The sequence below is a fragment of the Rhizobium sp. 01N447_2 genome (assembly GCF_056399245.1).
Genome location: NZ_JBFTQY010000016.1, coordinates 65461 through 91601, shown reverse-complemented (window position 1 = coordinate 91601; position 26141 = coordinate 65461). Strand labels below are relative to the sequence as shown.

General features: G+C 62.3%; 25 protein-coding genes. 10 read left to right on the top strand and 15 right to left on the bottom strand.

Annotated features, from left to right (window positions below; all coding sequences use genetic code 11):
• Positions 1-10: 10 nt before the first annotated feature.
• The 3 genes from AC1ECN_RS13385 to AC1ECN_RS13375 all read left to right on the top strand — a co-directional run bounded on the left by AC1ECN_RS13385 (position 11) and on the right by AC1ECN_RS13375 (position 2375).
• Entirely contained in the window at positions 11-652 is a 642-nt protein-coding gene (locus tag AC1ECN_RS13385; RefSeq protein ID WP_018070133.1) for a 2-dehydro-3-deoxy-6-phosphogalactonate aldolase, read from the top strand.
• Positions 649-1536 (top strand): SMP-30/gluconolactonase/LRE family protein, encoded by an 888-nt coding sequence (locus AC1ECN_RS13380; protein WP_130660992.1) that lies wholly within the window; start codon positions 649-651, stop codon positions 1534-1536. The genes AC1ECN_RS13385 and AC1ECN_RS13380 overlap by 4 nt, the downstream gene beginning before the upstream one ends.
• A gap of 233 nt (positions 1537-1769) precedes the next feature.
• Entirely contained in the window at positions 1770-2375 is a 606-nt protein-coding gene (locus AC1ECN_RS13375; RefSeq protein ID WP_018483249.1) for a PRC-barrel domain-containing protein, read from the top strand.
• Positions 2376-2428: 53 nt separating this feature from the next.
• Here AC1ECN_RS13375 and AC1ECN_RS13370 read toward each other — a convergent pair whose 3' ends face one another.
• On the bottom strand, positions 2429-3793 hold the full coding sequence (locus AC1ECN_RS13370) for a putative bifunctional diguanylate cyclase/phosphodiesterase (RefSeq protein WP_018070137.1): 1365 nt from the start codon (positions 3791-3793) through the stop codon (positions 2429-2431).
• A gap of 227 nt (positions 3794-4020) precedes the next feature.
• Entirely contained in the window at positions 4021-5742 is a 1722-nt protein-coding gene (locus tag AC1ECN_RS13365; protein WP_130672024.1) for a response regulator, read from the bottom strand.
• Positions 5743-5916: 174 nt separating this feature from the next.
• Here AC1ECN_RS13365 and mutL point away from each other — a divergent pair, with 174 nt between their 5' ends.
• On the top strand, positions 5917-7719 hold the full coding sequence (gene mutL / locus AC1ECN_RS13360; RefSeq protein ID WP_130660990.1) for a DNA mismatch repair endonuclease MutL: 1803 nt from the start codon (positions 5917-5919) through the stop codon (positions 7717-7719).
• Between the two features lie 171 nt (positions 7720-7890).
• Positions 7891-8121, top strand: a complete 231-nt coding sequence (locus tag AC1ECN_RS13355; RefSeq protein WP_003588271.1) for a DUF2093 domain-containing protein — start codon at positions 7891-7893, stop codon at positions 8119-8121.
• A gap of 507 nt (positions 8122-8628) precedes the next feature.
• On the opposite strand, the gene AC1ECN_RS13350 is transcribed toward AC1ECN_RS13355, so the two are convergent.
• The 3 genes from AC1ECN_RS13350 to AC1ECN_RS13340 form a co-directional block, all read right to left on the bottom strand.
• Positions 8629-9546 (bottom strand): sugar ABC transporter substrate-binding protein, encoded by a 918-nt coding sequence (locus AC1ECN_RS13350; RefSeq protein ID WP_130672023.1) that lies wholly within the window; start codon positions 9544-9546, stop codon positions 8629-8631.
• 78 nt (positions 9547-9624) lie between these two features.
• Positions 9625-10389, bottom strand: a complete 765-nt coding sequence (locus tag AC1ECN_RS13345; RefSeq protein ID WP_017963002.1) for an ATP-binding cassette domain-containing protein — start codon at positions 10387-10389, stop codon at positions 9625-9627.
• The gene (locus AC1ECN_RS13340) at positions 10386-11444 is read right to left on the bottom strand and encodes an ABC transporter permease (protein WP_197727377.1); all 1059 of its coding nucleotides are present in this window, start codon (positions 11442-11444) and stop codon (positions 10386-10388) included. The genes AC1ECN_RS13345 and AC1ECN_RS13340 overlap by 4 nt, the downstream gene beginning before the upstream one ends.
• Positions 11445-11543: 99 nt before the next feature.
• Here AC1ECN_RS13340 and AC1ECN_RS13335 point away from each other — a divergent pair, with 99 nt between their 5' ends.
• Complete coding sequence (locus tag AC1ECN_RS13335; RefSeq protein WP_018070141.1) at positions 11544-12428, top strand: GntR family transcriptional regulator; 885 nt, start codon at positions 11544-11546, stop codon at positions 12426-12428.
• A 52-nt stretch (positions 12429-12480) separates the two neighbouring features.
• On the opposite strand, the gene lpxK is transcribed toward AC1ECN_RS13335, so the two are convergent.
• From lpxK to AC1ECN_RS13305, 6 genes are all read right to left on the bottom strand, one after another.
• Positions 12481-13554 carry a tetraacyldisaccharide 4'-kinase gene (gene lpxK / locus AC1ECN_RS13330; protein WP_477953171.1) on the bottom strand — a complete coding sequence of 358 codons (1074 nt, stop codon included), beginning with the start codon at positions 13552-13554 and terminating at the stop codon, positions 12481-12483.
• Positions 13555-13657: 103 nt separating this feature from the next.
• On the bottom strand, positions 13658-14380 hold the full coding sequence (locus AC1ECN_RS13325; RefSeq protein WP_018070143.1) for an HAD family hydrolase: 723 nt from the start codon (positions 14378-14380) through the stop codon (positions 13658-13660).
• Between the two features lie 9 nt (positions 14381-14389).
• Entirely contained in the window at positions 14390-15709 is a 1320-nt protein-coding gene (waaA, locus tag AC1ECN_RS13320; protein ID WP_130660986.1) for a lipid IV(A) 3-deoxy-D-manno-octulosonic acid transferase, read from the bottom strand.
• Between the two features lie 173 nt (positions 15710-15882).
• A complete protein-coding gene (locus tag AC1ECN_RS13315; RefSeq protein WP_018483260.1) occupies positions 15883-16128 on the bottom strand; it encodes a DUF4170 domain-containing protein in 246 nt (81 codons plus the stop codon).
• Positions 16129-16190: 62 nt separating this feature from the next.
• Positions 16191-17000 (bottom strand): 3'(2'),5'-bisphosphate nucleotidase CysQ, encoded by an 810-nt coding sequence (locus AC1ECN_RS13310; RefSeq protein ID WP_130672021.1) that lies wholly within the window; start codon positions 16998-17000, stop codon positions 16191-16193.
• Positions 17001-17181: 181 nt separating this feature from the next.
• Positions 17182-18528 carry a TldD/PmbA family protein gene (locus AC1ECN_RS13305; protein ID WP_130672020.1) on the bottom strand — a complete coding sequence of 449 codons (1347 nt, stop codon included), beginning with the start codon at positions 18526-18528 and terminating at the stop codon, positions 17182-17184.
• Positions 18529-18647: 119 nt separating this feature from the next.
• Between AC1ECN_RS13305 and AC1ECN_RS13300 the strand changes: the two genes are divergently transcribed.
• The 3 genes from AC1ECN_RS13300 (at position 18648) to AC1ECN_RS13290 (ending at position 21481) form a co-directional block, all read left to right on the top strand.
• Positions 18648-20462 carry a monovalent cation:proton antiporter-2 (CPA2) family protein gene (locus AC1ECN_RS13300; protein WP_130672019.1) on the top strand — a complete coding sequence of 605 codons (1815 nt, stop codon included), beginning with the start codon at positions 18648-18650 and terminating at the stop codon, positions 20460-20462.
• Between the two features lie 164 nt (positions 20463-20626).
• Positions 20627-20998 (top strand): VOC family protein, encoded by a 372-nt coding sequence (locus AC1ECN_RS13295; protein WP_130672018.1) that lies wholly within the window; start codon positions 20627-20629, stop codon positions 20996-20998.
• Positions 20999-21001: 3 nt separating this feature from the next.
• Positions 21002-21481, top strand: coding sequence for an EVE domain-containing protein (locus AC1ECN_RS13290; protein ID WP_018496426.1), 480 nt, complete (start codon positions 21002-21004; stop codon positions 21479-21481).
• Here the strand turns inward: AC1ECN_RS13290 and AC1ECN_RS13285 are convergent.
• Genes AC1ECN_RS13285 through AC1ECN_RS13275 form a run of 3 tightly spaced genes read right to left on the bottom strand, consistent with a single transcriptional unit; the run spans position 21470 to position 24875 of the window.
• Positions 21470-22351, bottom strand: coding sequence for a patatin-like phospholipase family protein (locus AC1ECN_RS13285; protein ID WP_018483267.1), 882 nt, complete (start codon positions 22349-22351; stop codon positions 21470-21472). The two genes, AC1ECN_RS13290 and AC1ECN_RS13285, sit on opposite strands and share 12 nt — an antisense overlap.
• A 12-nt stretch (positions 22352-22363) precedes the next feature.
• Positions 22364-22924, bottom strand: a complete 561-nt coding sequence (rsmD, locus tag AC1ECN_RS13280; RefSeq protein ID WP_024321317.1) for a 16S rRNA (guanine(966)-N(2))-methyltransferase RsmD — start codon at positions 22922-22924, stop codon at positions 22364-22366.
• The gene (locus AC1ECN_RS13275; protein ID WP_477953168.1) at positions 22905-24875 is read right to left on the bottom strand and encodes a pseudouridine synthase; all 1971 of its coding nucleotides are present in this window, start codon (positions 24873-24875) and stop codon (positions 22905-22907) included. Before AC1ECN_RS13275 ends, rsmD begins: the two co-directional genes overlap by 20 nt.
• Positions 24876-24965: 90 nt before the next feature.
• On the opposite strand from AC1ECN_RS13275, the gene AC1ECN_RS13270 reads away from it, so the two are divergent.
• The gene (locus AC1ECN_RS13270; RefSeq protein WP_024321319.1) at positions 24966-25403 is read left to right on the top strand and encodes a nucleoside deaminase; all 438 of its coding nucleotides are present in this window, start codon (positions 24966-24968) and stop codon (positions 25401-25403) included.
• A gap of 50 nt (positions 25404-25453) precedes the next feature.
• On the opposite strand, the gene AC1ECN_RS13265 is transcribed toward AC1ECN_RS13270, so the two are convergent.
• Positions 25454-26083, bottom strand: a complete 630-nt coding sequence (locus AC1ECN_RS13265; RefSeq protein ID WP_018070153.1) for a hypothetical protein — start codon at positions 26081-26083, stop codon at positions 25454-25456.
• Positions 26084-26141: the final 58 nt, after the last annotated feature.

The window sequence follows — 26141 nt, the reverse complement described above, 5'->3', positions numbered from 1 at the left end:
AGCTGACACGATGAACCGTATCCCCTTCCCCGACATGAAGCGCCCGCTGATCGCCATCCTTCGCGGCATCCGGCCTGACGAGACCGAAAGCGTCGTCGGTGCTCTGATCGAAAATGGCCTGACGGCGATCGAGATTCCGCTTAACTCGCCGGAACCATTCAAATCCATCGAGATCGCCGCAAAGATGGCGCCGGCCGAGGTGCTGATCGGCGCCGGCACGGTGCTGACCGTCGAGGCGGTCGACAGCCTGCATGCGGCCGGCGGCAAGCTGCTCGTCACCCCGAATGTCGAGCCCGAGGTGATCATCCGGGCGCGCGAATACGGCATGGTGACGATGCCGGGCGTCTTTACGCCGACCGAGGCGCTGGCGGCTGCGCGCGCCGGCGCCACCGGTCTCAAATTCTTTCCGGCCAGCGTGCTTGGTCCGTCCGGCATCACGGCGATCCGGGCAATCCTGCCGCCGGAGCTCACGATTGCCGCCGTCGGCGGTGTGTCGGACAAGAATTTCGGCGATTATACCAAGGCCGGCATCTTCTCCTTCGGCCTCGGCACCAGCATCTATAAGCCAGGAATGACCGCGTCAGAGGTTGCCGAGCGCGCCAAGGCGACCATTTACGCCTATGATGCAGCCATTGGGAGCGTGAACGTATGACCGATATTTATGAGTTCGAGGGCAAAACACTTTGCAATACCAATTCCGTTCTCGGCGAAGGCCCGACCTATGATCCGGACAGCAATACCGTCTGGTGGTTCAACATCCTCGGCAAGGAACTGCACGAGCTCAATCTTTCGACAGGCGCGAAAAAGGTGCATCCGCTGCCTATGATGGCGAGCGTGCTTGCCCGCATCGACGACGGCCGGCAGCTGATCGCGACGGAAGAAGGGCTTTTCGTGCGCGACGTGGCAAGCGGCAACCTCACCTTCTACGCCGCGCTCGAAAACGACAGGCCGGAAAACCGTTCGAACGACGGCCGCACGCATCCTTCCGGCGCGCTCTGGATCGGCACGATGAGCAAGCGGGCAGAAAACCAAGCCGGCGCCATCTATCATGTCGCCTCCGGCAAGGTGACGAAGATCTTCAACGGCATCAGCATCCCGAATTCGATCTGCTTCTCGCCCGACGGCACGATCGGCTATTATACGGATTCCCGCATCAACCGGCTGATGCGCGTCATGGTCGATCCGCTGACCGGCCTGCCCTCGGGCGAGCCGATCGTGCTCGTCGACAGCATGAACGACCCCGGCGACATCGACGGCTCGGTGGTCGATGCCGACGGCTATTTGTGGAATGCGCGCTGGGGCGCCGGCGTCGTCGACCGCTACAGTCCGGACGGCCTGCGCATCTCGCGCTACAAGGTTCCGGCTGTCCAGCCCTCCTGCCCTGCCTTCATCGGCGTCAATGCCGACCGCCTGGCGGTAACGACCGCCTGGGAAGGACTGGACGAGGATGCCCGTTCGGCGCAGCCCAGTGCCGGCGCTCTGCTGGAACTCGGCATCGACGTCAAAGGCGTGTTCGATCCCGTCTATGTGATCTGATCTCGGGGTGATCTGCGGCCATCAGAGGCGCTCCCGACCGGAGCGCCTTTTCTCGTTTTGGCGGCGGTTCTTCGATAAATGTTCCGTGAAAATCGAGAAATTTTCCGTGTTTTCAACCGGAACCAATCGGCCCACCAGTCATTTTCCTTTCGAACCGGCGCGGCAATCATACCTGGGAAACAGGTGCTGCCGGGCCAGCGATCACTCTAGGGAAAAACGAAGGTAGGTTCGAAATGACACGCAAACTTTTGACGACCGTTGCCGCTGGCGCCCTGTTTGCCACGGCTTTCGCACCGGCGGCATTCTCGCAGACGGCCCCGCAGCCTGCGGACCCCGCCGCTCCGACCCAGGCGGCTCCCGCCGATCCGGCAGCCCCGAAGCCGATGACGCCTGATGTCACCAAGCCTGCAGGCGATGCCGCACAGGCTCCGGCCGCAGCACCGACGGCGGACACGGCTCAGGCCGGCTATCTGACGGAGCAGTCTCCGGATCAGATCAGTGCCAACACCTATATCGGCCAGTCGGTCTATAACGGCAACAATGAAAGCATCGGCAGCGTCAACGACCTGATCCTGAAGAAGGACGGCGGCTTCGTTGCTGCAATCGTTGGTGTCGGCGGCTTCCTGGGCATCGGCGAAAAGAATGTCGCCGTGCCGATGGAAAAGATCACCGTCGCGCAGAACACCCAGGACGGCAGCGTCAAGCTGACGACAAGCGAAACGGCTGAATCGCTGAAGGCCGCACCTGAGTTCAAGACGCTGGCAATGCAGTCGGCCGAAAAGGCTCCGGCTGCAACCGGTACCGATACCACGGCGACCGGCTCGACCACGCCTAAGTAATCCGTGCGCGGTAGTATAGCGTAGGCGATGGCGCTCCTAGGGGCGCCATCGCTTTATGCGCTGACACGCTCCATCACGGTCGGATCGTAGTAGTTCTCGTGCAGGAAGCGTAGCGTGGCGATACCATCGGCCGGACGGCCGAAGTGATAGCCCTGGCCCATGCCGCAGCCGAGCATGCGCAACTTCACTGCCTCCGCATAATCCTCGATGCCTTCCGCCACGACCTCCAGCTCCAAACCCTCGCACATGGTAAGGATCGCCTTGATGATGTGTTCGGAGGCGCGATCGGAATTGATGCGCGAGACGAAGGCACGGTCAATCTTGATCTTGTCGAAGATGAAGTCGCGCAAGCGCCCGAGACTCGACTGGCCGGTGCCGAAATCGTCGAGCGAGATGCGCACACCGGCGGCGCGCAGATCGGCGATGATGCGATGAGCGGTGTCGGCCGAACTCATCACCGCGGTCTCGGTGATCTCCAGCTCCAGGCGATGCGGATCAAAGCCAACGCGCCCGAGGATCGACAGGACGCTGCTGCTCGTGCCCGGATCCATCAGCTGGGCCGAGGATAGATTGAACGACAGAAAGAGTTCGCGCGGCCAGGAAAGTGCTGCTTCGGCGGCTTTGCGCAGCAACGCCTCCGACAGCGCATCGATGAAGCCGCGCTCTTCGGCGAGCGGCACGAAGACGCCGGGCGACACAAAGCCGAGATCGGGGTCGTTCCAGCGGGCGAGCGCCTCGAAGCCGACGACCTGATTGTTGGACAGCGAGACGATCGGCTGGAAATGCACGTCGATCGCATCCGAGATGATGGCGTTTCTGAGCGCCTGCTCCAGCTGCGTCGCGCGTTTCATTTCCTGCGCGATCTCGCGCGAATAGACAGTGATCTGGCCGCGACCGCGGCGCTTGGAACGGTAGAGGGCAGTTTCAGCGCTCTTCAGCAGTTCCTCGCAATCCTCTCCGGCGAACGGATATATGGAGAAGCCGAGGGAAGCGGAGAGACGGACATTGCGGTCACCGAGGTCATAGGGGGCCGATAGCACCTCGCGGATCATCTGGCCGAATTTCTCGGCACTCGCCCGCTCGAAGATCAACGGCAGCACGAAGGCGAATTCGTCACCATCGTGGCGGGTAACAAGCGCGCCATCAGGAATACAGGCCCTGAGACGATGGGCGACCTGGCAGAGGATTTCATCGCCGGCTGTCGAGCCGAACAGGTCGTTGATTGGCTTGAAGCTGTCGAGGTTGACGATGCCGATGGTGAAGGGGGCCGGATCGCTGGCGCGCTCGGAAGAGATCTGCAAGACCTTGTCCCGCATACGATTGCGGTTTCCCAATCCGGTCAGCGGATCGGTGTAGGCCATCGCCTGAAGCTCATTCTGACCCACGGTCAAGAAAGCTATTTCCGCCGATTTTATCATGCAAACCCGAGCTTTCCCCCGCAGCTATGCAAAAGAATGACCGGCATGTCTTAACAATTCGATAGGAAATCAGCGGCCTGTGTCGCCTAAAACGCCCAAAATCTAGCGAGTTGACGGGTATTTCGGTTAGAGCGGTTCAGCTTCTCATGGAAGCGCCGAACCGCTCTAACATTTTGTTTTACGCAATTCCGGACGGAAAACCGCTTCACACTTTTCCTGAAATTGCTTTAGTTTCGCGCCCGCATCGCCTCGCCCATTAGGTACTTCTGAAATACCATCTCAAGCATGTCCGGGCTGACGGGTTTCATGATGACGTCGTCCATGCCTGATTTGACGCATTCGGCGCGGTCGCGCTCGAAGGCCTGGGTGAGCACGCCGATGATCGGGGTGTGGGTTCCGTCGCCGGTTTCCTCCATCTGCCGGATGAGCCGGGCGGCCTCGAAGCCGTTGAAACCCGGCAGGGAAATATCCATCAGCACGATCTGCGGCCGGTGCTCGGCCCAGAGGCGCACGGCCTCGTCGCCGGTCGCTGCAAGCATATGGCGGTAGCCGAGGCCTTCGAGGATCTGCGAGAAGACGATCTGGTTGATATCGTTGTCTTCGGCGACAAGAATCTGCAGGCCGACCACATCGTCGGAAGTGCTGATTTCCCAATCCGCATCCGAACCGGCGGCGCTGCGGCTGTTGCGATTGAAATGGCGGGCGATCTGGAATGTGAGCTCGTTGGCGATCTGGAAGCCGTCCATGACGAGCGCCGGGATGCCGTATTGCTCGGCAAGCTCGAGGCAGCGCATGCCCATCTGGTTGTCGATGATCAAAAGATCGAGCGAGATGCCGGAGGAGGTGGCGATTTCCAGGAACCGCTCCTCTTCGTCCTCGCCGCGGACCGAGGAGGATTCGAAGCCGTATTTCGTCAGTGTCCGCAGCGCGGCGGTCTCGGCTGCGAGGTCGGCCGTGACGACGAGGACCTTGCGGCCGGAGAAATTCTCGGGAACAATCGCTTCCATCGCCGCTGGTTCGCGCCGCTCGACGCCGGTTGGTACCGGCACATAGGCCCGGCGATAGCTTTGATTGCTGGAGGCGGTGATCGCGGACGCTTGGCCGAACTCGTCGAGATCGGCGCCGTCGCGCGGCAGGTCCTGCATGGTCGACACCAGGAAATAGCGGCCGGGCTTGCCGATGCGGTGCTTACGGCTGACGATGTCGCGCTCAATGCCGTCGCGGGAGATCTGACGTTGGCGGGAGACGGACATCTCGCCGGTATCCAGCACATGGCGATCGCTCTCCTCGAAGCGCTTGGCGATCTCCTCTGAAAAGAGATCACCGCTCTTACGGCCGAGCACCTCCTCGGCGCTCGTCTGATATTTCTCGCAGAAGGCGAGATTCACCGCGACATAGGTGAGGTTGCGATCCTTGACGAAAAGCGGAAACGGCAGATTGTCGAGAATGTCCTCGGTGAGCTGCACGCGCTCCAGATCGGAGCGCCATTGCTCTTCGCGCTTCTTGTTCTCGGAAATGTCGGAGATGATGGTGACGCCGTAGCCGCCCGGCAGCCTGCGCTTGACGAAGCGGACCCAGCTATCGGTGCCATGGCGCTCGACCGCGTCGAAGCGCTCGCGCCAATGCGAGGCGATTTTCTCCGACAGCCAGTCTTCCCGGCTCAGAGAGCCGCCCTGCCTGACATCATACTGCTGGCGAATGCCGGTGTCGTACATTGCGCCGAGGAAATCGCGAAGCCGCGTGCCCGGCTTCAGCATTTCGGCGGGCAGCGGAAAGAATTCGAGGGTCTGGCGGCTTGCGAAGATCAGATGATCGTTCTTGTCGTAGATGATGAAAGCTGCGGAAAGGCTGTCGCACACCACATCGAAAAGCGCCGTCTGCAGATCGGCCTCGGCGGGAGACCCATCGATTTCTGATGATGTGTCCGCCTTTTCGAAGCCGGCACTCATTCTGTTGCGTCCCACATCTGTTCGATTTCACAGCTTCCGGAAGTATGTGATTAGAAATGCCATTTTTATGTTAAAACCGGCTTAACACTAGCCACCCCCCACGGCCGTGATCACGCTTTGGGAAAGCGCATCGAAACCCCTTCCCTCCGGCCCGCGAATCCCCGAAAATAGCCCATGGCCATCAGACAGCTCTCCGAAACGCTCATCAATCAGATCGCCGCCGGCGAAGTCATCGAACGGCCGGCGAGCGCTGCCAAGGAACTGATCGAAAACGCGCTCGACGCGGGTGCGACGCGCATCGAGATCGCCACGGCTGGCGGCGGCAAGACGCTGCTGCGCGTCAGCGACAATGGCTCGGGCATGGACGCGGCCGATCTGGAACTGGCGGTCAGGCGTCACTGCACCTCGAAGATCTCCGAGACGCTCGAGGATATCCGCACGCTCGGCTTCCGCGGCGAGGCGCTGCCCTCGATCGGCTCGGTCGCAAGGCTCAGCATTGCAAGCCGCAGGCGCGACAGCGCCGGCGGCCACGAGATCGCCGTTGCCGGCGGCAAGATCGCGCATATGCGGCCGGCTGCCGCCAATCCCGGGACGATCGTCGAAGTGCGCGACCTGTTTTTTGCCACACCGGCCCGCCTCAAATTCCTGAAGACGGAGAAAGCCGAGGCTGGCGCCATCACCGAGATCGTCAAGCGCATGGCGATCGCCTTTCCGGCCGTGCGCTTCGTGCTGTCGGGCTCGGACCGCACGACGCTGGAATTCCCGGCGACCGGCGATGATCATCTGGCGCGCATGGCGCAGGTGCTCGGCAAGGAATTCCGCGACAACGCCATTGCGCTCGACGCCGTACGCGAAGAGATCTCGCTTACCGGCTTTGCCGGCGTGCCAACCTTCAATCGCGGCAACTCCGCCCATCAATACGCCTTCGTCAACGGCCGGCCGGTGCAGGACAAGCTGATCCTCTCGGCGATCCGCGGGGCCTATGCCGAGACGATCCCTTCCGGACGCCATCCGGTGGCGGTGCTGTCGATCACGCTCGATCCCGCTCTCGTCGACGTCAACGTGCATCCGGCAAAATCCGACGTGCGGTTCCGCGACCCGGGCCTGGTGCGCGGCCTGATCGTCGGCGCCATCCGCGAGGCCTTGGCGCGTGACGGCAGCCGGGCGGCGACGACCGGGGCGAGCGACATGCTGCGTTCCTTCCGCCCAGGCTTCCAGCCGAATAGCCAGCGGCCGCAAACGGCGTGGTCGGCCGAAATGTCGCCCTCCCGGCCCTATCAGCCGACAACGGGTTTCGGCGAGCGGCCCCAGGCGTCCTTCGACGGACTTTCAATGCCGACGGCGCGAGCCGAGCCGCAGTTTTCGCCGCAGCCGGCAGCGCCCGAACCAAATGCACGGTATCCGCTCGGCGCGGCACGGGCGCAGATCCACGCAAACTACATCGTCGCCCAGACCGAGGACGGGCTCGTCATCGTCGATCAACATGCCGCGCATGAGCGGCTGGTCTTCGAAGCGATGCGCAAGGCGCTGCATTCGAAGCGGCTGGCCTCGCAGGTGCTGCTCATCCCCGAGATCATCGATATTCCGGAAGAGGATTGCGACCGGCTGATGCAGCATGCCCCCGAGCTTTCCGAACTCGGCCTGGCGATCGAGCGTTTCGGCCCCGGTGCGATCGCCGTGCGCGAGACGCCGGCGATGCTCGGCGAGGTCGATGCGCATGGCCTGATCCGCCAGCTCGCCGACGAGATTGCCGAATGGGACACGGCGTCAGGCCTATCGGCCAAGCTCGAATATGTGGCGGCGACCATGGCCTGCCACGGGTCGGTGCGCTCCGGGCGGCGATTGCGGCCGGAGGAAATGAACGCGCTGCTGCGGGAGATGGAAGTGACGCCCGGCTCCGGCCAGTGTAATCACGGCCGGCCGACCTATATCGAATTGAAGCTCAGCGATATCGAACGGCTTTTCGGCAGAAGCTAAAAAAGCTGGAAAAGCAGCTCTTGCGGGAGTATGGCAGACTAAAGCGTGTCGCGATCTTTCAGATTCGCGTGCCACGCTTTAGGGCTTTGGTGTTCCGCATGTCGTGATCGCAAAACCGCGGCACACTTTTGCGCGACATGCTCTAATGACAGACGGCAGGGAACGGAGCGCATGAATTTGTTCGAAGGGCACGGAAACCGCGAAGCGAAGATCCGGTATCTCGATGGCGATTTCCAGATTCTCTCGCCCGGCTCCTATGTCGTCTGCGCGATGACGGGAAAACAGATCCCGCTCGACGAGTTACGCTACTGGAGCGTCGCCCGGCAGGAACCTTATGCTGACGTGATCTCGGCAATCGAAGCCGACAAACGCGCCGGCGTGCTGCCGAACCAGCGGCGCTAGAGCCTTTCCGGGTTAGATTGAAGCATTCTGCCGGAGCAGGTTTTCGTCAGGGCAGAGGCGATTGGCGACAGGCATACCCCAAGGTACGTCCGAGCCGATCGCCTTTGATCCTGGCGGAAAGATGCCCGGCCCTTCGGGTTGGCTGAAACGGGCCGGCTGATCGACCGGCCGGCTTGGCCGTAGAGCTGGGCTACGACGCGCGCCAGCCGGTCGACCATCCGACTCCGTTTGAGCCAACAGAATGCTTCAATCTAACCCGGAAAGGCTCTAGATGTTGCGATCCCCGTCGGAGGTTCTGGCTGAGATGGTTCTCCGGTCTGCAGCCCGGAGCTGCTGCAGGGAGAATATCCGCTCCGGTCACCCGGCGACTTGAAGTATCATAGGCTCATCCACGACAACGTCCGTATCGACTGACCAACGTGGCTCCGGGCCGCAGGGCTCGACGATATCATTCCCGAAAGCGGGGAGGTTGACTCCCCGCCTACGCGATCGACATAAGGCAACGGTTCACTTGAATTTTGCCATATTCTCAGGCGTCACGAGCGCAGCGCCGGAATCGATCAAAGACTCAACCTTCTCTCCGCGAATCGATTTTACCAGCGCATCCACACCGAGTTCGGCCATCTTGGTGGGGAACTGCGCCACCGACGCATCCTCGACTCCACTCTTCAGCGCTTCCTCTTCGCCGCAGCAGAAGTCGAAACCGACCAGCACAATCTTGTCATTGGCAGTGCCAGCGTTCTTGATCGCGCGCGCCGCGCCAGCCGCGGGCGGGCCGCAAGCGGCATAAATGGCCTTGAGATCCGGGTTCTTCGTCAGCAGATCCTCGGCGACACTGATCCCCAGCTCCTCGGTGCAGTTTGTTGCGCCTTTCCCGACGATCTTGACATCAAGGCCGTTCAGCCCTTCAAGCATACCGTTCACGCGGTCATCAAGCGCCGGCACACCGGGCACGCCCTCGAGAATCCCGAGCGTATCGCCGGCATGAAGAACAGTTTTGAGATATTCGCCGGCGAGTTTGCCCGCAGCGAAATTATTGGTCGTGGCAAGCGCCGTCCTGCCTTTCCAATCCGGAATGTTGTTATCCATCAGCACGACCTTGATACCGGCCGCCACCGCCTTGTCCAGCGCAGTGGACACGGTAGGATCAACGGGCGTGAGGGCAATGCCCTGCACGCCTCGTGTCACCATGGATTCGATCTGTGCAATCTGGCCCTCGATGTCGGTTGCTGACGTACCCTGCCCGTAGATGATCTCGACGCCGGGATTTCTCTTCGCATAATCTTTGGCGGCGTTCTCCATTGTTGCGAAGAACGGTACAGGGAATTTGGTTATAAAGCCGAGCTTGACCGGCTCCTGCGCCAAGGCCGGCACTGCAGCGACGGCCAGGAGCGCAAGAGCTCCCAGCAGGGATTGCGGTTTCATGATAGATCTCCCATGTTTCGACCGCCCTCCTCTAGAGCGATCTCGTTGTCCGCTGCCCCAACGAAGCAGCGATCTCCCTTAAGCCTCGGCGCCGACAATCATCGCGACAACGTCCTGCTTGTTCGCTTCAGTCGGCTTCAGTTCACCCACCTTGCGACCTTGCCGCAGCACAACCGCCCGATCGGCGATTTCGACGACATGCTCCATATTGTGCGTGATGATGATCACGGCATTGCCGTCGGCTTTGAGCTGATGGATAAGGTCAAGAACCTGGCGAGACTCGCGAAGACCGAGGGCGGCCGTTGGCTCGTCAAGGACCACCAGCTTGCGCGCAAAAACAATGGCGCGCGCGACCGCGATAGCCTGTCGCTGCCCCCCAGACATCAGCGCGACCGGCGCGTCGAATCTCGGCAGTTTAACCTTCAGGCGATCGATGACACTTGCTGCCTCCCGCTTCATCGCGCCGGTGTTGAGGAAGCGGAGCGGGCGCGGCAGCCAAGAGGGGAAAGAGATTTCTCGTCCGCAATAGAAATTCTGTACCGGGGTCAGGTTGTCGAAAAGCGCCAGATCCTGATAGACGGTTTCAATACCGGCGCGGCGGGCCGCCGCCGTTGAATGGAGCGATACGGGCGCACCATCCACGAGGATCTCTCCTTCGTCGAGACTATGAAGCCCACTGATGCATTTGACGAGCGTCGACTTGCCGGCGCCGTTGTCACCCAAGAGCGCGGTTACCTCACCTGCATAGGCATCAAAGCTTACATTTTTCAGGGCATGGATGGCGCCAAAGCGCTTCTGGGCGTTTCGAACCGAAAGGGCCGGTGTGGTAGATGCAGGGTTCATTGCACTCTCGCCGATTGAAGCACACGCGCGCGCGCCTCGAGATGGTTACGAAGCACGTCGGCCTCTACGGCGATGACAATGACGAGCCCAATCGCGATCATTTGAAAGAACACGTCGACCCCTAGAAGGTTAAGGGCGTTGCGGATGACGCCGATCAGCACGGCGCCGATCAGGGCGTGGCCGAGATGGCCTCGTCCGCCAAGGAAGCTGGCGCCACCGATAATCACCGCAGCAATCGTGTCGAGCTCCAAAAGATTGCCGTAGATTGGCGAGGCGGCAGCGGTCCGTCCTGCGAGCAGCACCGCGCCGACACCTGCACAAAAGCCGCAAATAATGTAGGTTGCGAGCAGAACGCCCTTTACCGGTATACCCATGCTTCTGGCGGCACTCGGCGCGCCGCCGACCGCATAGATCCATCGGCCAAAGACCATCGACTTCGTCAGGATCAGAAAAAGAAGCCCGAACATCGCAACGGCAAAGAAGGAATTGGGCACACCAAGCGTCGTACCGCCGCCGATTGCAGTCACCGCATCGGGCATCCCGCGCATGGTGGTGTGGCCGGGCGCCAATGCAAGTGCCAGGCCACGGCAGATACTCAAGGTCGCAAGTGTAATGATAAAGGGGTGTGGCAGCCGGCCATAGACAAAGACCAGGCCGTTGACCGCACCGATAGCAGCGCCGGCAAGCAGCATGGCGATAATGACGACGATCGAGGAGTCGACGTGCTGGTAGACAAGTCCGCCGATGACTGTTGCTAGCGCCAGATTCGAGCCTACAGACAGGTCGATGCCGCGCGTCAGGATAACGAGTTGCTGCCCCATTGCCACAACAGCAATCACTGCTGTCTGCGCCAGGATGTTCCCCAGGTTAACGGGCTTTAGAAAAGCCGGCGTGATCAAACTGACGACGGCGATGAGCATGATCAGGATCAATAGCGGGCCAAGGCTCAATAGCTTCAGTCCGAATGTGATGCCGGATTGTCTCGGATGGAAGGTTGCATCTTGCGAACCACCAGGCCGGGACGAATTCTGAGGCATAATCCCGGAGTCTTCCAAATTCCCCTAGCCTCCCCCGTTTTTTATACATAAGAAACATATGATACACGTGCGTCAACTTGTTTTTTATGGATAAGTAATCATGCCAGGAGTTGTGCCATGAGAACGGATACGACCTTCAAGCGGGCATTCAATGATATGATCGATATCATTCGGACGCTCGATCTTGGGGAGGAATTGCCGTCCGAAAATGCACTGCGCGCCCAGCTTGGCGTGAGCAGAACAACGGTGCGGAAGGTGCTGGCCGGGATGTCCGCACGTGGGATCATCATATCTGAAGCGCACAGGCGGATCATAGGTGAACAGCCGCAGCAGATAGAGCGCTATCCGAAGGAAGAGACCTTAGCCATTTCGGAACAGGTCGAGACGAGTTTCATGGAATGGATGCTGCGCGGCGATGCCTGTCCGGGTACAGAAATCAATGAGGCGGAATTAGCTCGGAAATTCGGCGTCGCGACAACGATCGTGCGTGAGTTTCTCAATCGATTTCAGAAATATGGGCTGATCGAGAAACGTCAGAATGCAGGCTGGGTTTTTAAAGGGTTCACCGCCAGTTTCGCTCTCGAACTGTTCGAGATCAGAGAGATGTTCGAAATGCGCTCCGCACGGCTGTTCGCTACGCTGCCCGACGGGTCGCCGGTCTGGAAGCAGATCCAATCTATGCGGGCGGCACATTTGGAACTGCTCGCGGATATCGACGCTCGGTTTCAGGATTTCTCCGAGCTGGACAGCCGCTTCCACCGGCTGATTACGGCAGTCGCGCCAAACCGCTTTATCGAAAGCTTCCAAGACGTGATAGCCATGGTCTTCCACTATCACTATCAGTGGAACAAGCGTGATGAACGCGCGCGGAATGAGGTGGCCATTGGGGAACATCTCGCGCTGATCGAAGCCCTCGAAAGCCGCAATATCGCGTTGATCGATCGCGCATGCCGGTTGCATCTGACTTCCGCCCGCGAAACTTTGCTTCACTCGATCGCGTGATAACGTTGCATGGCAGAGATGTGCGCAGGACGATGCGTTTTGCAGCAGCCTGTCAGAGCGGTTCAGCCTTTCCTGGAATCGCTTTAACCCCGGCTTTCATCTCCCGCAGGCGCCGCTCGCGGCAAGCGGCGATCGCCCGGTCGATGATCAGGCTTGCGGCGAGGTGATCCTCGAATACCATGTCGACCTCGATCACCCGGCTCTTTTCGGCGAGCTGCGCCGCCTTGCCGTGATGGCCGGAGAGGCGGACGAAATCCTTGGACGTGGTAACGATCAGAAGGCCCTGCCGCTCGGCGCTCGTCAGGATGTCGTCGATCTCCTCCTCGGTCAGGTGCTCGTGATCGCCGAAGGACTTGGCGACAACGATCTCGGCGCCGCGGGATTCGACCGTGCGGAAGAATTTGGCGGGATCGGCGATGCCGGCGAAGGCGAGCACTTTCGTGCCGGCCAGCGTATTGTCGCCGCGCACTTTCAGCGATGCGGTGAAATAGGGCTTTGCCGCGCGCGCCGCCATGCGGACGATCCTGTCGGCGGCATTGCCGCCGCCGACCTTCAGCAGCGCCGTCGCAGAGCGCAGCTGCTGGCGGATCGGCGCGCGGACCGGGCCGCCGGGCACGATATGGCCGTTGCCGAGACCGCGCGTCGCGTCGATGACGAGCAGGGCATAGTCGATCGCCAGCCGGGCGCTCTGGAAACCGTCATCCATGATGATGAGATCGGCGCCCTCCGCCACCAGGCGCGCAGCACCCTCGACGCGCCGGCGGGAAATCACCGTCAAGGCCTCCTGGGCAAGCAGCAACGGCTCGTCGCCGACGGCGCCCGCCCGGTGATGATCGGGATCGACGACGGTCGTCACATCAAGCGAGCCGCCGTATCCTCTGCTGAGAAAGCCGGGCGTCAGCCCCTTCGCCTTGGCGGCACGGGCGATCGTCAGCGCCGTCGGCGTCTTGCCGGCGCCGCCGACGGTGAAATTGCCGACGCAGATGACCGGAATGGGAACGGAGGCGCGGCGCGCATGGGCCATGCGGTGGCCGGCGATACGGCCATACAGAAAAGAAAGCGGCAGCAGCAGCCAGGCCCGCCAATCGGCTTTCCTCCACCAGAACGGCGGCGCTTCGGATATCATCTTGCCGTCCCGCTCCCCTGCCCGCCTCTGTTACGGCCAGTCCCCTGCTTCTCGACGGCGGGATTGAGAAGCCAAAACCTGAAAAAATGCAAGCCCTTACCCGTCAGGCCGGCTGCAGATCCGGCAGCAGCGTCTCGATGGCGGTGATGTCATCGAGCACATGATCCGCCGCGGCGGCAAGCGTCTCTCGCGAACCGGTGCCGGTCAGCACCGCGATCCGCAGGCCCGTGCCGGCATTCAGCCCCATGTGCAGATCGTGATTGTTGTCGCCAACCATGGCGACCTCGGCTGGCGAAAGACCGGTCGCGGCGCAGAAGCCGAGCACCATGCCGGGCTCCGGCTTGACGCCGAAACCGCTGTCGTAGCCGGCGATATAATCGACATAGCAGGCGAAACCGAAGCGTTCCGCCGTCTGGCGGATCGACCGTTCATTGTCGCTGGAGGCGACACCGAGCTTGAAGCCGCGCCGATGCAGCCGGGCGAAAAAGCCGGCGAGGTCGGTCACCGGCACGGAAAATTCGGCGGCGCTGGAAAAGAGATCGTCGAGGCGGACCGTCAGCTCGCCAACATCGACCATCGAACCCGCGGCAACGAGACCCTCGGCAATCTGGCGGGTATTGCCGGCGGCAAGCAGGCTGTCGGGAACGATATGGCCGGTCACCGGATTCATGCCGCAGGCGGAAAGAAGCCGGTTGGCGAGAAGCTCGTCCCCTTGGGCGGCGATGCGGGCAAGCTCGCGGTTGACCGGCAGCCAGCTCTCATCATAGTCGAGCAGTGTGCCGTCCTTATCGAAGAGGATGCCTTTGATACCAGTCGCAGCCGACATCTTAGCTCCTCAGACCTGGGCCGCGGTCTTGGGCAGCAGCCGCGCCTTCACCGTCAGCGGATTGATATAGGGTTCCAGCCCCTTGACTGTCGCAGTCAGCGCGCCGCGCATCTCGTGCACGGCGGTGATGCCGGCTTCGATCATATTGCGGCGGGCTTCGTCATTGGTCAGCAGGTAATGCACGCCCTTGGCCAGCATTTCGGTATCGCGCACCATGCGGGCGCTGCCGCTGCGGGCAAGCTTCTGATAGGCCTCGCGGAAATTCTGCACATGGCCCCCGGAGAGAATGGCGCAGCCGAGCATGGCCGGCTCCAGCGGGTTCTGGCCGCCTTCGGCAAAGAGCGAACGTCCGACGAAGGCGATTTCCGTCAGGCGGAGATAAAGACCCATTTCGCCGATCGTATCGCCGAGGAAGATATCGACATCGGCCGACAAGACATCGTCGCGGGTGCGACGGGCGACCTTCAGCCCCTGCTTGACGAGCGCTGCCTCGATCTCGTCGCTGCGCTCGGGATGGCGCGGCACGATGATGGTCAATTGATGGTCGCGCTCCCTGAGCGCCCGATGAACGATGGCGGCGGCATTCTCCTCGCCGTCGAAGGTCGAGATCGCCGCCCAGGTCTTTCTCTCGCCGATCTGCTTCTTATAGCGGGCGAAGACAGCGCTGTCATAAGGTGGTGCGTCGGTATCGACCTTCAGATTGCCCGAGGTGATGACCGGGACAGCACCGAGATCGCGGAAACGTTCGGCATCGACATCCGACTGGGCGATGACCAGGGCGAGATTCTCGAACAAGGCTTCGGCGATCGCCGGGCGGCGGCGCCAGCGGGCAAAGGAGCGGTCCGACATGCGGGCATTGATCAGGATCTGCGGAATGCGGCGGCGGCCGAGCTCCAGCACCGTTGCCGGCCAGATCTCGGATTCGGCGATGATGGCGCAATCGGGCTGCCAATAATCGAGGAAGCGGCTGACGGAGGGCTTCAGGTCGAGCGGCACATATTGATGGATCGCTTCCTGGCCGAGGCGCTCGGCGGCGAGCTTGGCAGACGTGATGGTGCCGGTCGTCAGGACGACATGGATATCGCGGCGGCGGATTTCGCGGATCAGCGGGATGACGGCGTTGGTTTCACCGACGCTTGCGGCGTGGAACCAGAGGAGCGGGCCCTGCGGCCGGTTGGCGCTCGGATAGCCGAAGCGCTCCAGGCGGCGCGCCCGATCTTCCTTGCCCTTGGCCGTGCGGTAGTGGAGATAGAGGCCGACGACTGGAGAGGCCACGGTTCCCGCCAGACGGTATGCGCTCAGACCGAACCGCGCCATCCGAGAACTCATCGCGCCAGCCTCCGATCAAAACCGATCGACATCAAACCCATTCCCTAATTATCGTTGCGGCCGCAATGGCCGATTAATTTGTTCAGAATGCGTCAAACAATCCGGATCGACGGGCGCGCCCAATGCACCAAAGCCCCGCTCGACGAGCGGCCGGCCGGCGGCACTTGCTAAGCTCAGCCCTTGGGCTTTTCCTGCGGATCGAGCAAACGATGCATGTGGACGATGAAGTAGCGCATATGCGCATTGTCGACCGTCTGCTGCGCCTTCGCCTTCCAGGCCGTCAGCGCCGCGGCATAATCCGGGAAAATGCCGACGATATCGAGACCCTGCAGATCACGGAACTGGACGTCATCGAGGCTTTCCAGTTCGCCGCCAAAAACGAGATGCAAAAGCTGCTTCTTGTCACCGGATTCAGTCATTTTTTGTTCTCTTTCTGCCTATTCTCCTCCGCCACCCCATCTGCGGGATTTTGACGGAAACGTCAACTGTCTCGTCGCCCCGCAAAGGCCGCGAGGAATTCGCCAAGGCGGGGCGTTGGGGCCGCGCAGAGGACCTTGTGGGTCACTTCGGGGCGGTTGTAGACGATCGGCCTGCCTTCGAGGTCGACGAGGCCGCCGCCGGCGCAAACGAGGATCAGATCGGCGGCAGCCAGATCCCAATCATGTGAATTGCCCTTGACGAAGGTGCCTTCGAGACGACCGTCCGCCACCATGGCGATGCGATAGGCGAGCGAGGGAATGTACTTCTCGCGCGTGACCCGGTCGCGAAACTCCGGCGGAAAAGCCTTCAGCAGATCTTCGCCGATTGCAAGGCGGCTCATCTCTTCCGGTCCGGCGGCCGAGACGGTGAACGGTACGCCGTTCTTCAGCGCCACGCCACCTTCAACCGCCTCATAAAACTCCTCGAGCGCCGGGGCATAGAGCACACCGGCGACCGGCCGGCCGCGATGAACCACCGCGACGCTGACGCACCAAACCTTCTGGCCGCCGAGGAAGGCGCGCGTGCCGTCGATCGGATCGATGATGAACAGCGTCTCGCGTGAGAGACGGTCGGCATCGTCGTCGGTTTCTTCCGACAGCCAGCCATAATCCGGCCGGGCTTTGCGCAGAATGGTCTCGAGCGTCTTGTTTGCGGCGAAATCGGCGGCGCTGACGGGAGAACGATCCTCATTCTTCCACCAGACTTCAGGAGACTGGTTGAAGAAGCTGAAAGCGACGGCGCCCGCCTCTTTCGCAGCATCGGCGATCAGCGCAAGATCGCTCTGCCAGCGGGCCTTTTCCACGTCGCTCATCCCGTCAATCCGTTTCTCAATTCAATAGCAGGAGCATGATGTCGTCCGAAAACCGCTCACACTTTTCGGCATCATGCTCTAAAGCGCGTCGCGATCTTTCAGATTCGCTTGCCACGCTTTAGGTCTTTGCTTTTCCGCATGTCTTTATCGCAAAACCGCGCACACTTTTGCGAGACATGCTCTAGCGCCCCGCGAGCGTCATGCCTTCGATGGCGAAGGTGGGGGCCGCAACGCCGAACTTGCGATCAATGTCGTTTGCCGGCGTCAGGCGCATGAACATCTCCTTGAGGTTCGAGGCGATCGTCACTTCGGAGACCGGGAAGGTGAGTTCGCCGTTCTCGATCCAGAAGCCGGTGGCACCGCGGCTGTATTCGCCGGTGATCATGTTGACGCCGTGGCCGATCAATTCGGTGACATAAAAACCGTTGCCGACGCCGCGGATCAAATCCTCCGGCGCGATGTCGCCGGGTTCCAGGGCGAGGTTGGTGGAGGAGGGCGAGACGGAAGTGCCGCCGCGCACGCCGCGGCCGTTGGTCTTCAGACCCAACTCGCGCGCGGTCGAGGTCGAGAGGAACCAGTGCTTCAAGACGCCGTCCTCGATCATCACCAGCCGCTCGCCGGACACGCCCTCGCCGTCGAAGGGCCGCGAGGAGGGCCCCCGCACGATCAGCGGATCGTCGGTGATCGACAGGCCGGATTTCAGCACCTGCTGCCCCATCTTATCGCGCAGGAAGCTGGACTTGCGGGCGACGGCAGCGCCATTGATCGCACCGGCGATATGGCCGACGAAGCCGCGGGCGACGCGCGGGTCGAAGATCACCGTGACGTCCTTGCCGGTCGGCACCTGGCGCGGATTGATACGCTTGATCACCCGTTCGCCGGCGCGACGGCCGATTTCAGCGGGGTCGTCGAGCTCAGCATAATAGAGGCGGCTGTCGAAATCATAATCGCGCTCCATGCCGGTGCCTTCGCCAGCGATGACGCTGACGGAATGGCCGAAACGCGAGGCCATGTAACTGCCCTCGAAACCGTGCGAGGTGACAAGAACGAGGCCGCCCATGCCGGCCGACGCACCGGCACCGGAGGAATTGGTGACGCCCTTGACCGCAAGGGCGGCTGCTTCTGCGGCAAGGCTCGCCTCGCGCAACATCTCGGAGGAGACCTCGGTGGTATCGAGCAATTGCAGGTCGGGATAGGATTTTGAAAGGCTCGCCTCATCGGCAAGGCAGGCGAAGGGGTCTTCCGGGGAAACCTTGGCCATGGCGACGGCGCGTTCGGCCAGCGCCTGGAGATCGAAGCCCGGATTGGCCGAAACGCTGGCGACACGCTTGCCGATGAAGACGCGCAGGGAAAAATCGTCGCTTTCGGAGGATTCCGTGCCCTCGACCTTGCTGAGGCGGACGCTGACCGATTGCGAGCGCGACCGGACGACGACAGCGTCGGCGGCATCGGCCCCTGCCTTCCTTGCCAGATCGATCAATTGACTTGCGCGGGAAAGAAGTGTCGAGGAATCAATTTCAGAGGACATGATTTGGCCTTTCCTTCGGCTTCCATTTATTGTGCACTCTCCAAAGCATCAAGGCCGCCGCCACCGATTCTTTGTCGGGGCTGCTTGCTTGCTCCCCGCCATTGAAAGAAATTGCCAGCATGTCAGCGCCCAATGCCCTTTTTTCCGAAACGATCCTGCTGCTCGGCGGCGCGGTGGTCGCCGCGCCGATCTTCAAGAAACTCGGGCTCGGCACTGTGCTCGGCTACCTCGCCGCCGGCATCGTCATCGGCCCGGTCTTCCACGGCATCACCGATGGCGAACAGATCCTCAATGTCGCCGAACTCGGCGTCGTCTTCCTGCTCTTTATCATCGGGCTGGAGTTGAAACCCACCCGCCTCTGGCAGATGCGGCGCGACATCTTCGGCCTCGGCACGGCGCAGGTGGTGGTGACGGGGCTGGCGCTGACCGCACTTGCCTGGTTTTCCCAGGTTCTCGACTGGCGCGGCAGCATCGTTGCCGGCTTCGGCCTGGCGCTGTCTTCGACGGCCTTTGCCATGCAGATCCTCGAGGGCGACGGCGACGTCAATACGAGATACGGGCAGCGCTCCTTTTCGATGCTGCTGTTCCAGGACCTGGCGATCGTGCCGCTGCTGGCGCTGATCACCATCCTCGACGGCGGCGACAAGGGCAACAACGCGCCGCTCTTCGATTTCGCCGTCGCTGTCGGCGCGGTTGCGGCGATGATCGTCATGGGGCGCTACCTGCTGACGCCGCTTTTCCAGATCATCGCCCGGACCGGCGCGCGGGAAGCGATGATCGCCGCCGCCCTCTTCGTCGTCATGGGATCGGCGAGCCTGATGCAGCTTGCCGGGCTTTCGATGGCGATGGGCGCCTTCCTGTCCGGCGTGATGCTTGCCGAATCCTCCTACCGGCATGAGCTGGAGGCGGATATCGAGCCGTTCCGCGGCGTGCTGCTCGCCATCTTCTTCATCGCCGTCGGCCTGTCGCTGGAACTCGACGTCCTCGCTGACAACGCGCTCTTCGTCATCGTCGCCGTACCGATCATCATGGCCGTCAAGGCGATCGTCATTTATGGGCTCTGCCGGATCTCGGGCTCCCCGCACAACGATGCGATCCGCATCGCCTTCCTGTTGCCGCAGGGCGGCGAATTCGGCTTCGTGCTGTTCACCGCGGCAGGTGCGGTCGGGCTGATGTCGACGAGCACGGCCTCGCTGCTGATCGCAATCGTCACGCTGTCCATGGCACTGACGCCGATCGGGGCGGCCCTTTCGAAGCGGCTGCTGCGCGGCGACGAACAGGAGGAACTGGACGAGGATTTCGAGGGTGCGGGCGCCGACGTGCTGATGGTCGGCTTCTCCCGTTTCGGCCAGATCGCCGCCCAGATCCTGCTTGCCGGCGGGCGCAACGTCACCGTCATCGATTTTTCGGCCGACCGCATCCGCCAGGCCTCCTCCTTCGGCTTCCGCATCTATTTCGGCGATGGCGCCCGCAAGGACGTGTTGCGCTCGGCCGGCATCGACCGGGCGAAGATCGTGCTCGTCTGCACGCAGAAGAAAGAAGTCACCGACAAGGTGGTAGAGCTGGTGCAAGCAGATTATCCGCACACGCGGCTCTACGTGCGCTCCTACGACCGCATCCACTCCATCGAACTGCGCAACAAGGGTGTCGACTACGAGCTGCGTGAAACGCTGGAATCGGGCCTGCTCTTCGGACGGCGAACACTGGAGGCGCTCGGCGTTTCCGAGGTCGCCGCCTACGAAATCGGCGAGGATATCCGCAAGCGCGACGAGGCACGCTTGGTGCTGCAGGTGTCCGAAGGGCTACAGGCCGGGCGCGACATGCTGTTTTCCCACCCCGTCCGCCCCGAACCGCTGGTCAAGCCGAGGCGCGCTGCCGATCCCTTCGAGGACGATCCGCTGGCCGGCACCGCGGATGCAGCGGCGGACGCGTAGATCGATTCCAGGAGGTGTGAAGCTTGAGCGGATCGAAAGGGCCAGATCCGACACGAACCACGACTTGGAGACGATTTAAAAGGCACCGCCGGGACAAACGCTACTGCCAGAATCTGTCAGCATGTCTCGGTAGAGGTGCTCCTGACTGACAACAGGAGCTTGCCGTGATCGAAAGCAATAGCATTCTACTCTTCGTAACCGACGCGCCAAAGAGCGCTAGCTTCTATAGCCAACTGCTCGAGCAGGAGCCCGTTGAGGCCAGCCCGACCTTCGCCATGTTCATCCTGCCTTCGGGTCTGGCACTTGGACTCTGGAGCAAGACGGGAGTCGAGCCGGCGCCGGCTGCGACGGGCGGCGGCTGCGACCTCGGTTTCAAGGTGGCGACAGCAGACATGGTCGATACGCTTCACGCCGAATGGCAGGGCAAGGGCGCGACCATCCTCTTGCCGCCGACCAACCTCGATTTCGGCCGCACCTTCGTCGCAGCGGATCCCGACGGGCATCGCCTGCGCGTCTATAACGTGGCGGAAGGTTGAAACATGTCCCGCAACTGGATCGCAGTGGCATCGGCAAACCATGTCCGCATCGGGCGCGAAGCTGGCTTCATGCAGGTCTGTCACGGAAAGGCCGCTCCGCTTAGGCGGAGCGCGCCTGGTGACCGCGTGATCTATTATTCGCCGACCGAAACATTTGGCGGCAAGGATCGCCTGCAGGCGTTCACGGCAATTGGCGTGGTCGAGGAAACGGCGGCATATCAGGTGGAAGTTCACCCCGGTTTCCGCCCCTGGAGGCGCGATGTCGCCTGGTGGCGGGCCGTGGAAACGCCGATCCGGCCGCTGCTCGGCCGGCTGTCTTTCACAAGCGATCGGGGAGGCTGGGGCTATCGATTGCGCTTTGGTCTCTTCGAAATCGATAATGATGATGCCGAGCTCATAGCCGAAGCGATGCTCAGTGAACCGTTCATGCATGTCGCCCGGAAGTATGCGACGGTTCCCGTGCAATGCAGTTTAGCGCTTTAGCCGCGCTTCGATTTCCCGATCGAGAGCAAATTTCAGGTCGTCCTTGACGCCGACGGACATGGCGAGGACGTCGCGGGCCTTGAGGAAATCCATGACGCCGGTGCGGCCGACCGTCGGGCGCAAGAAGATATGCGGCGGTCGAAGCTTGAGCTTCAGCGAGATCGCCGTCTGCATCATCAGCTGGCCGGAACCGAAGATGCTCTCCATGCGGTTCGGAATATGGGTGCCGTCACCTTCCGGCGCGCCGACGACATCGATGCCGACAACGATGTCGGCAAGATCCATCAGGCATTCATAGGGCACCGGATTGCTGATGCCGCCGTCGATCATCACGCGGTCGCGCAGGCGCACCGGCATGAAGACGGCGGGGATGGCGGAAGAGGCGGCGAGCGCCGGGAACAGTTCGCCCTGCTCGATGATGACTTCGCATTGCCCGTAATAATCGGTGGTGATGACCTTCATCGGAACCAGTAGGTCCTCGAAGCGCGCGGGCAGCTCGGACGGCAGGAAGGCCTTGAGGATCCGCTCCAGATTAAACTGGCCGATGCGGATACCCTTGGCCACCGCATCGCGCACCGTCGCCGGCCTCAGGCCCCAGATGCGGGCGACGACCGCCGTCTTGTTGCCGACGGTCGCCAGCGCATGTTCGCGGATCTCGGCGCCGGACATGCCGGCGGCCATGCCTGCCCCCATGATCGCGCCGATCGACGAGCCTGATACCGCCACCGGCCGGATGCCGAGTTCGTCGAGCGTCTCGATGACATGGATATGGGAAAGCCCGCGCGCGCCGCCACCGCCAAAAGCGACCGCGACCGTTGGCAAATCGCTGATCGCGGGCAATTTCGGGCTGATGATCTCTGCCTGCTGCACGCCCGCCCCCGCTTATTGCGGCTGATATCGGAAGAAATGCACCCTCGTATCGCCAAAGATGCGGCTTTCGAGGAAAACATAGGAAGGATGCACGGAAACGACAACATCGGCGCGTTCTTCGAGCACCGCAATCGCGCCTGGCTGCAGCCAGCCGCCCTCGGCCGCCGCCGCCATCGCCTTTTCGCCGAGACCCTTGCCATAGGGCGGGTCGGCAAAGAGCACGTCGAAGGCTTCGAGATTGCCGACGCTGCCGAGATCGGTTGCATCGCGGCGCAGGATGCGCGTGCGGCCGTGCAGGCCGAGCGCATCGATGTTCTCCCAAAGCAGCGCCCTGCCCTCGACGCTGTTTTCGACGAAGAGCGCATGGCGACAGCCGCGTGAAACCGCTTCGAGGCCGACGGCGCCGGTTCCGGCAAAAAGGTCGAGAATCCGGGTGCCATCGACACACTCCGGATAGGCATGGCTCAATATATTGAACAGGCTCTCGCGCGTCCGGTCGGCAGTCGGCCGGATCTCGTTGGATTTTGGCACGGCGAGAGGCCGTCCGCGAAACTCACCGCCGACGATCCGCACCGCGCGTCATTCCTTTTCCTCTACCACCACCTTTGGACGGCCCGCCCGCAGGCCTGTCGCCGCCCGACCGGTCGCCTTTCGGCCGGTCACCTTTCGGATTGCCGGAAAAACTCTTGGCCCCACCAGGCTTGGGCCCACCGGGCTTGGGCGCAAAGCCCTTGCCGCGCGGCCTATCACCAGAAGGTTTGTCACCCGAGGGCTTGTCGCCGAACGATCTTTCACCGCGGGGACGCTCGGAGCGGCCCTCGCCGGCAGAGCCTCTGGCTGCCCGCGGACGCTCATCACCGTCCTCGCGCGGCCTGCGATCGCCACGCGGCTTATCGCCGAAGGGCCGGTCTCCACGCGAAGGACGATCACCGAAGGGCCGGTCGCCGCGCGGACGCTCCGAACGGCCTTCACCGGTGGAGGCTCTGGCGGCACGAGGACGCTCATCACCGTCCGCACGCGGCTTGCGATCACCCCGCGGCTTGTCGCCAAAGGGACGATCACCGCGCGAAGGACGGTCACCGAACGGCCGATCGCCGCGCGCCGGGCGGTCGCCAAAACCGCGGTCTTCACGAGCGGGGCGATCACCAAAGGCGCGCTTGCGGCCGGAGCCCTCGCCCTCATCCTTGCGACGAGGCTGCTCGCTGGAGCGTATCCATTCGCCATCCTCTTCGCGCACGCGGTTTACCTGCGTACGCGGGCGATCTTCGATGCGATCGAAACCAGTGCCTTTTGCCGGCGACTGCTCGCCGCGCTTGCGCGCGGTCTGCGCATTCTTGGCAGCTTTCGCCGCTGCCTTTTCGCCAAGAGGCCGGGCGCCGGGCGCCATCCAGACATTGGCGCTGCGGCGCTGACCGAGCGGCTGGGGACGCTTCGGCTTGTCGTCGTCCCTGCGGCCGCCGTCGCGGCGATCATCATCTTTGCGCCCCCCGCCGTGGCGGTCGTCGCGCTTGGTGTCGAGGCGGCTCAGCGCCCGTTCGCGCTTGTCCTCGTCGCGGCGCGGCCGTTCGCGCTTTTCCGGCGCTGCGGGCTCTGCCTCTTCCTCGGCAGCGACGGCCGCCGCATTGTAGATCGGCGCGTCGAAATTCGCCTTGGCTTCCTCGATGAGGCGCGGGCCGAGCTGGTCGCGGAGTGTGCGGCCGCGCACTTCGATGACATGGCCTTCCGGCAAGTCGCCCAGCTGGAACGGGCCATAGGAAATACGGATCAGGCGATTGACGTCGAGGCCGAGCGCACCGAGCACGTTCTTGATTTCGCGGTTCTTGCCTTCGCGAAGACCCATGGTGATCCAGACGTTCGAGCCTTGCGTGCGGTCGAGCGTCGCCTCGATCGAGCCGTAAAGCACACCGTCGACGGCGATGCCGTCCTTCAGCTTGTCGAGTGCGTCCTGATCGATCTCGCCATGGGCGCGGACCCGGTAACGTCTCAGCCAGCCGGTCGCCGGCAGCTCGAGCGCACGGGCGAGACCGCCGTCATTGGTTAAGAGCAGCAGGCCTTCGGTGTTGATGTCGAGGCGTCCGATCGACATGACGCGCGGCAGTTCTTCCGGCAGGTTGTCGAAGACAGTCGGCCGGCCTTCCGGATCGGCATTGGTGGTCACCAGCCCGGTGGGCTTATGATAAAGCCACAGCCTGGTGCGTTCGATGCCGCGGATCGGCACGCCGTCGACTTCGATGCGGTCGGCGAGCGTGACGTTGACGACGGGGGTTTCGAGAACCCTGCCGTTCAGCGTCACACGGCCTTCCATGATCATCCGTTCGATGTCGCGGCGGGAGGCGACGCCGGCGCGCGCCATCACCTTGGAAATGCGTTCGGCATTGGCCTCGCCATCGGTCTCGGCGGCGATCGCGCGTGCGGCCGCAGGCTTTGCCGGCTTCTCGCCGCCCACCTTCGGGTCGGCTTTCGACCTGATATCCCGTGAAAGGGGCTTTGCGCCCGGGCGTTTTGGCTTGTCTTTGGGTGTCATTTGTTGTTTGCCTGCCTTTTGGGCCTGTCTATCAGGTCACGCATCTGCGGTTAAGTGGAAATTCGTGCGATCGTGAAGACAAATCGTTTCATGGAGATGGCGCTTGAAGAAGCGCGCGCCGCCGGAGAACGCGGCGAGGTGCCGATCGGCGCCGTCGTCGTTATCGACGATATTGCCGTTTCACGCTCAGGAAACCGCACGCGCGAACTCAAAGACGTCACCGCGCACGCCGAAATCGCCGCAATCCGGTTCGCCTGCGAAGCGCTCGGGCAGGAACGTCTTGCCGGCGCCGATCTCTACGTGACACTCGAGCCTTGCACCATGTGCGCGGCAGCCATCTCGTTTGCGCGTATCCGCAGGCTCTATTACGGCGCCGAGGACCCGAAGGGCGGCGCCGTCGACAATGGCGTGCGATTCTATGCGCAACCGACCTGTCACCACGCCCCGGAGGTCTATTCCGGTTTCAACGAGGTCCAATCGGCCGATATGCTGCGAAGGTTCTTTTCGCAAAGGAGAGAGGCGCCGTAGTCCCAGCGCCTCTGCGCGGCGCCGTCATCCTTGCCGGCGCGCCGAACATGCTATTGCAGGAGGTTCCACCACTGCTTGCCGGTGTTGGCGACCGCTGCATCCTTCTTGCGTTTCTTCTGCTTCTTCAACTCGGGCTCGCCGACATCGTCGAGCTTTGCCGGATCGTCAACGGTGCGGTAGCCGGGCGGCGGATCTGATATATAGCGGCGCTGATCGATATAGGAGCCCTTCTGCAGGGCGCGGGCTTCGCGATAGGCCTTGGTCTGGGCTTCCGTCGTACGCCGGCCGCCTTCGATCGCAGAGCTTGCGAGCGGCGAGCGGTAATTCGGATTGTCCGAATTCGCGTCAGCTTCCGAAACGAGACGGGCGCGGGTCTCCTCCGGCGATTCAAGCCATTGCGGGTTGTCCTTGTTGGCGACCGTCTGCTGCGGCGCAACGAGGGTCTCTTTCTGCGCCTGGGCCGGCAGCACCAGCGTCGGTCGCGGCGTGTACTTGACGCCCTTGTTCTTCGGGTCCGGTCCGGTCAACGACACGGACTGGCCGAGATCGTCGGTCAACTGTTCCATGGCGGTCTTGTCGGTGCCGTAGGTCGGGCTGCTGGCGCAACCGGACACCAGGGAACATCCCGCCATGACGACAGACAGGCAGGCGCCCATACGGAACCAATGCGTTGCTAACATGAAAACCCTTCCAGCCCTGCCGGTGCAATCATCGCCCAACCGGACAACCGTCCCCCTG

Bases quoted from the DNA above. Each gene is read 5' to 3' on its own strand.
- AC1ECN_RS13370 (WP_018070137.1), bottom strand. From the start codon at position 3,793: ATGATAAAATCGGCGGAAATAGCTTTCTTGACCGTGGGTCAGAATGAG.
- AC1ECN_RS13265 (WP_018070153.1), bottom strand. From the start codon at position 26,083: ATGTTAGCAACGCATTGGTTCCGTATGGGCGCCTGCCTGTCTGTCGTC.
- AC1ECN_RS13375 (WP_018483249.1), top strand. From the start codon at position 1,770: ATGACACGCAAACTTTTGACGACCGTTGCCGCTGGCGCCCTGTTTGCC.
- AC1ECN_RS13310 (WP_130672021.1), bottom strand. From the start codon at position 17,000: ATGAGCGACGTGGAAAAGGCCCGCTGGCAGAGCGATCTTGCGCTGATC.
- AC1ECN_RS13350 (WP_130672023.1), bottom strand. From the start codon at position 9,546: ATGAAACCGCAATCCCTGCTGGGAGCTCTTGCGCTCCTGGCCGTCGCT.
- AC1ECN_RS13365 (WP_130672024.1), bottom strand. From the start codon at position 5,742: ATGAGTGCCGGCTTCGAAAAGGCGGACACATCATCAGAAATCGATGGG.
- AC1ECN_RS13300 (WP_130672019.1), top strand. From the start codon at position 18,648: ATGTCAGCGCCCAATGCCCTTTTTTCCGAAACGATCCTGCTGCTCGGC.
- waaA (WP_130660986.1), bottom strand. From the start codon at position 15,709: ATGAGTTCTCGGATGGCGCGGTTCGGTCTGAGCGCATACCGTCTGGCG.
- AC1ECN_RS13275 (WP_477953168.1), bottom strand. From the start codon at position 24,875: ATGACACCCAAAGACAAGCCAAAACGCCCGGGCGCAAAGCCCCTTTCA.
- AC1ECN_RS13290 (WP_018496426.1), top strand. From the start codon at position 21,002: ATGTCCCGCAACTGGATCGCAGTGGCATCGGCAAACCATGTCCGCATC.
- AC1ECN_RS13355 (WP_003588271.1), top strand. From the start codon at position 7,891: ATGAATTTGTTCGAAGGGCACGGAAACCGCGAAGCGAAGATCCGGTAT.
- AC1ECN_RS13270 (WP_024321319.1), top strand. From the start codon at position 24,966: ATGGAGATGGCGCTTGAAGAAGCGCGCGCCGCCGGAGAACGCGGCGAG.
- AC1ECN_RS13380 (WP_130660992.1), top strand. From the start codon at position 649: ATGACCGATATTTATGAGTTCGAGGGCAAAACACTTTGCAATACCAAT.
- mutL (WP_130660990.1), top strand. From the start codon at position 5,917: ATGGCCATCAGACAGCTCTCCGAAACGCTCATCAATCAGATCGCCGCC.
- AC1ECN_RS13305 (WP_130672020.1), bottom strand. From the start codon at position 18,528: ATGTCCTCTGAAATTGATTCCTCGACACTTCTTTCCCGCGCAAGTCAA.
- AC1ECN_RS13345 (WP_017963002.1), bottom strand. From the start codon at position 10,389: ATGAACCCTGCATCTACCACACCGGCCCTTTCGGTTCGAAACGCCCAG.
- AC1ECN_RS13325 (WP_018070143.1), bottom strand. From the start codon at position 14,380: ATGTCGGCTGCGACTGGTATCAAAGGCATCCTCTTCGATAAGGACGGC.
- lpxK (WP_477953171.1), bottom strand. From the start codon at position 13,554: ATGATATCCGAAGCGCCGCCGTTCTGGTGGAGGAAAGCCGATTGGCGG.
- AC1ECN_RS13315 (WP_018483260.1), bottom strand. From the start codon at position 16,128: ATGACTGAATCCGGTGACAAGAAGCAGCTTTTGCATCTCGTTTTTGGC.
- AC1ECN_RS13385 (WP_018070133.1), top strand. From the start codon at position 11: ATGAACCGTATCCCCTTCCCCGACATGAAGCGCCCGCTGATCGCCATC.
- AC1ECN_RS13335 (WP_018070141.1), top strand. From the start codon at position 11,544: ATGAGAACGGATACGACCTTCAAGCGGGCATTCAATGATATGATCGAT.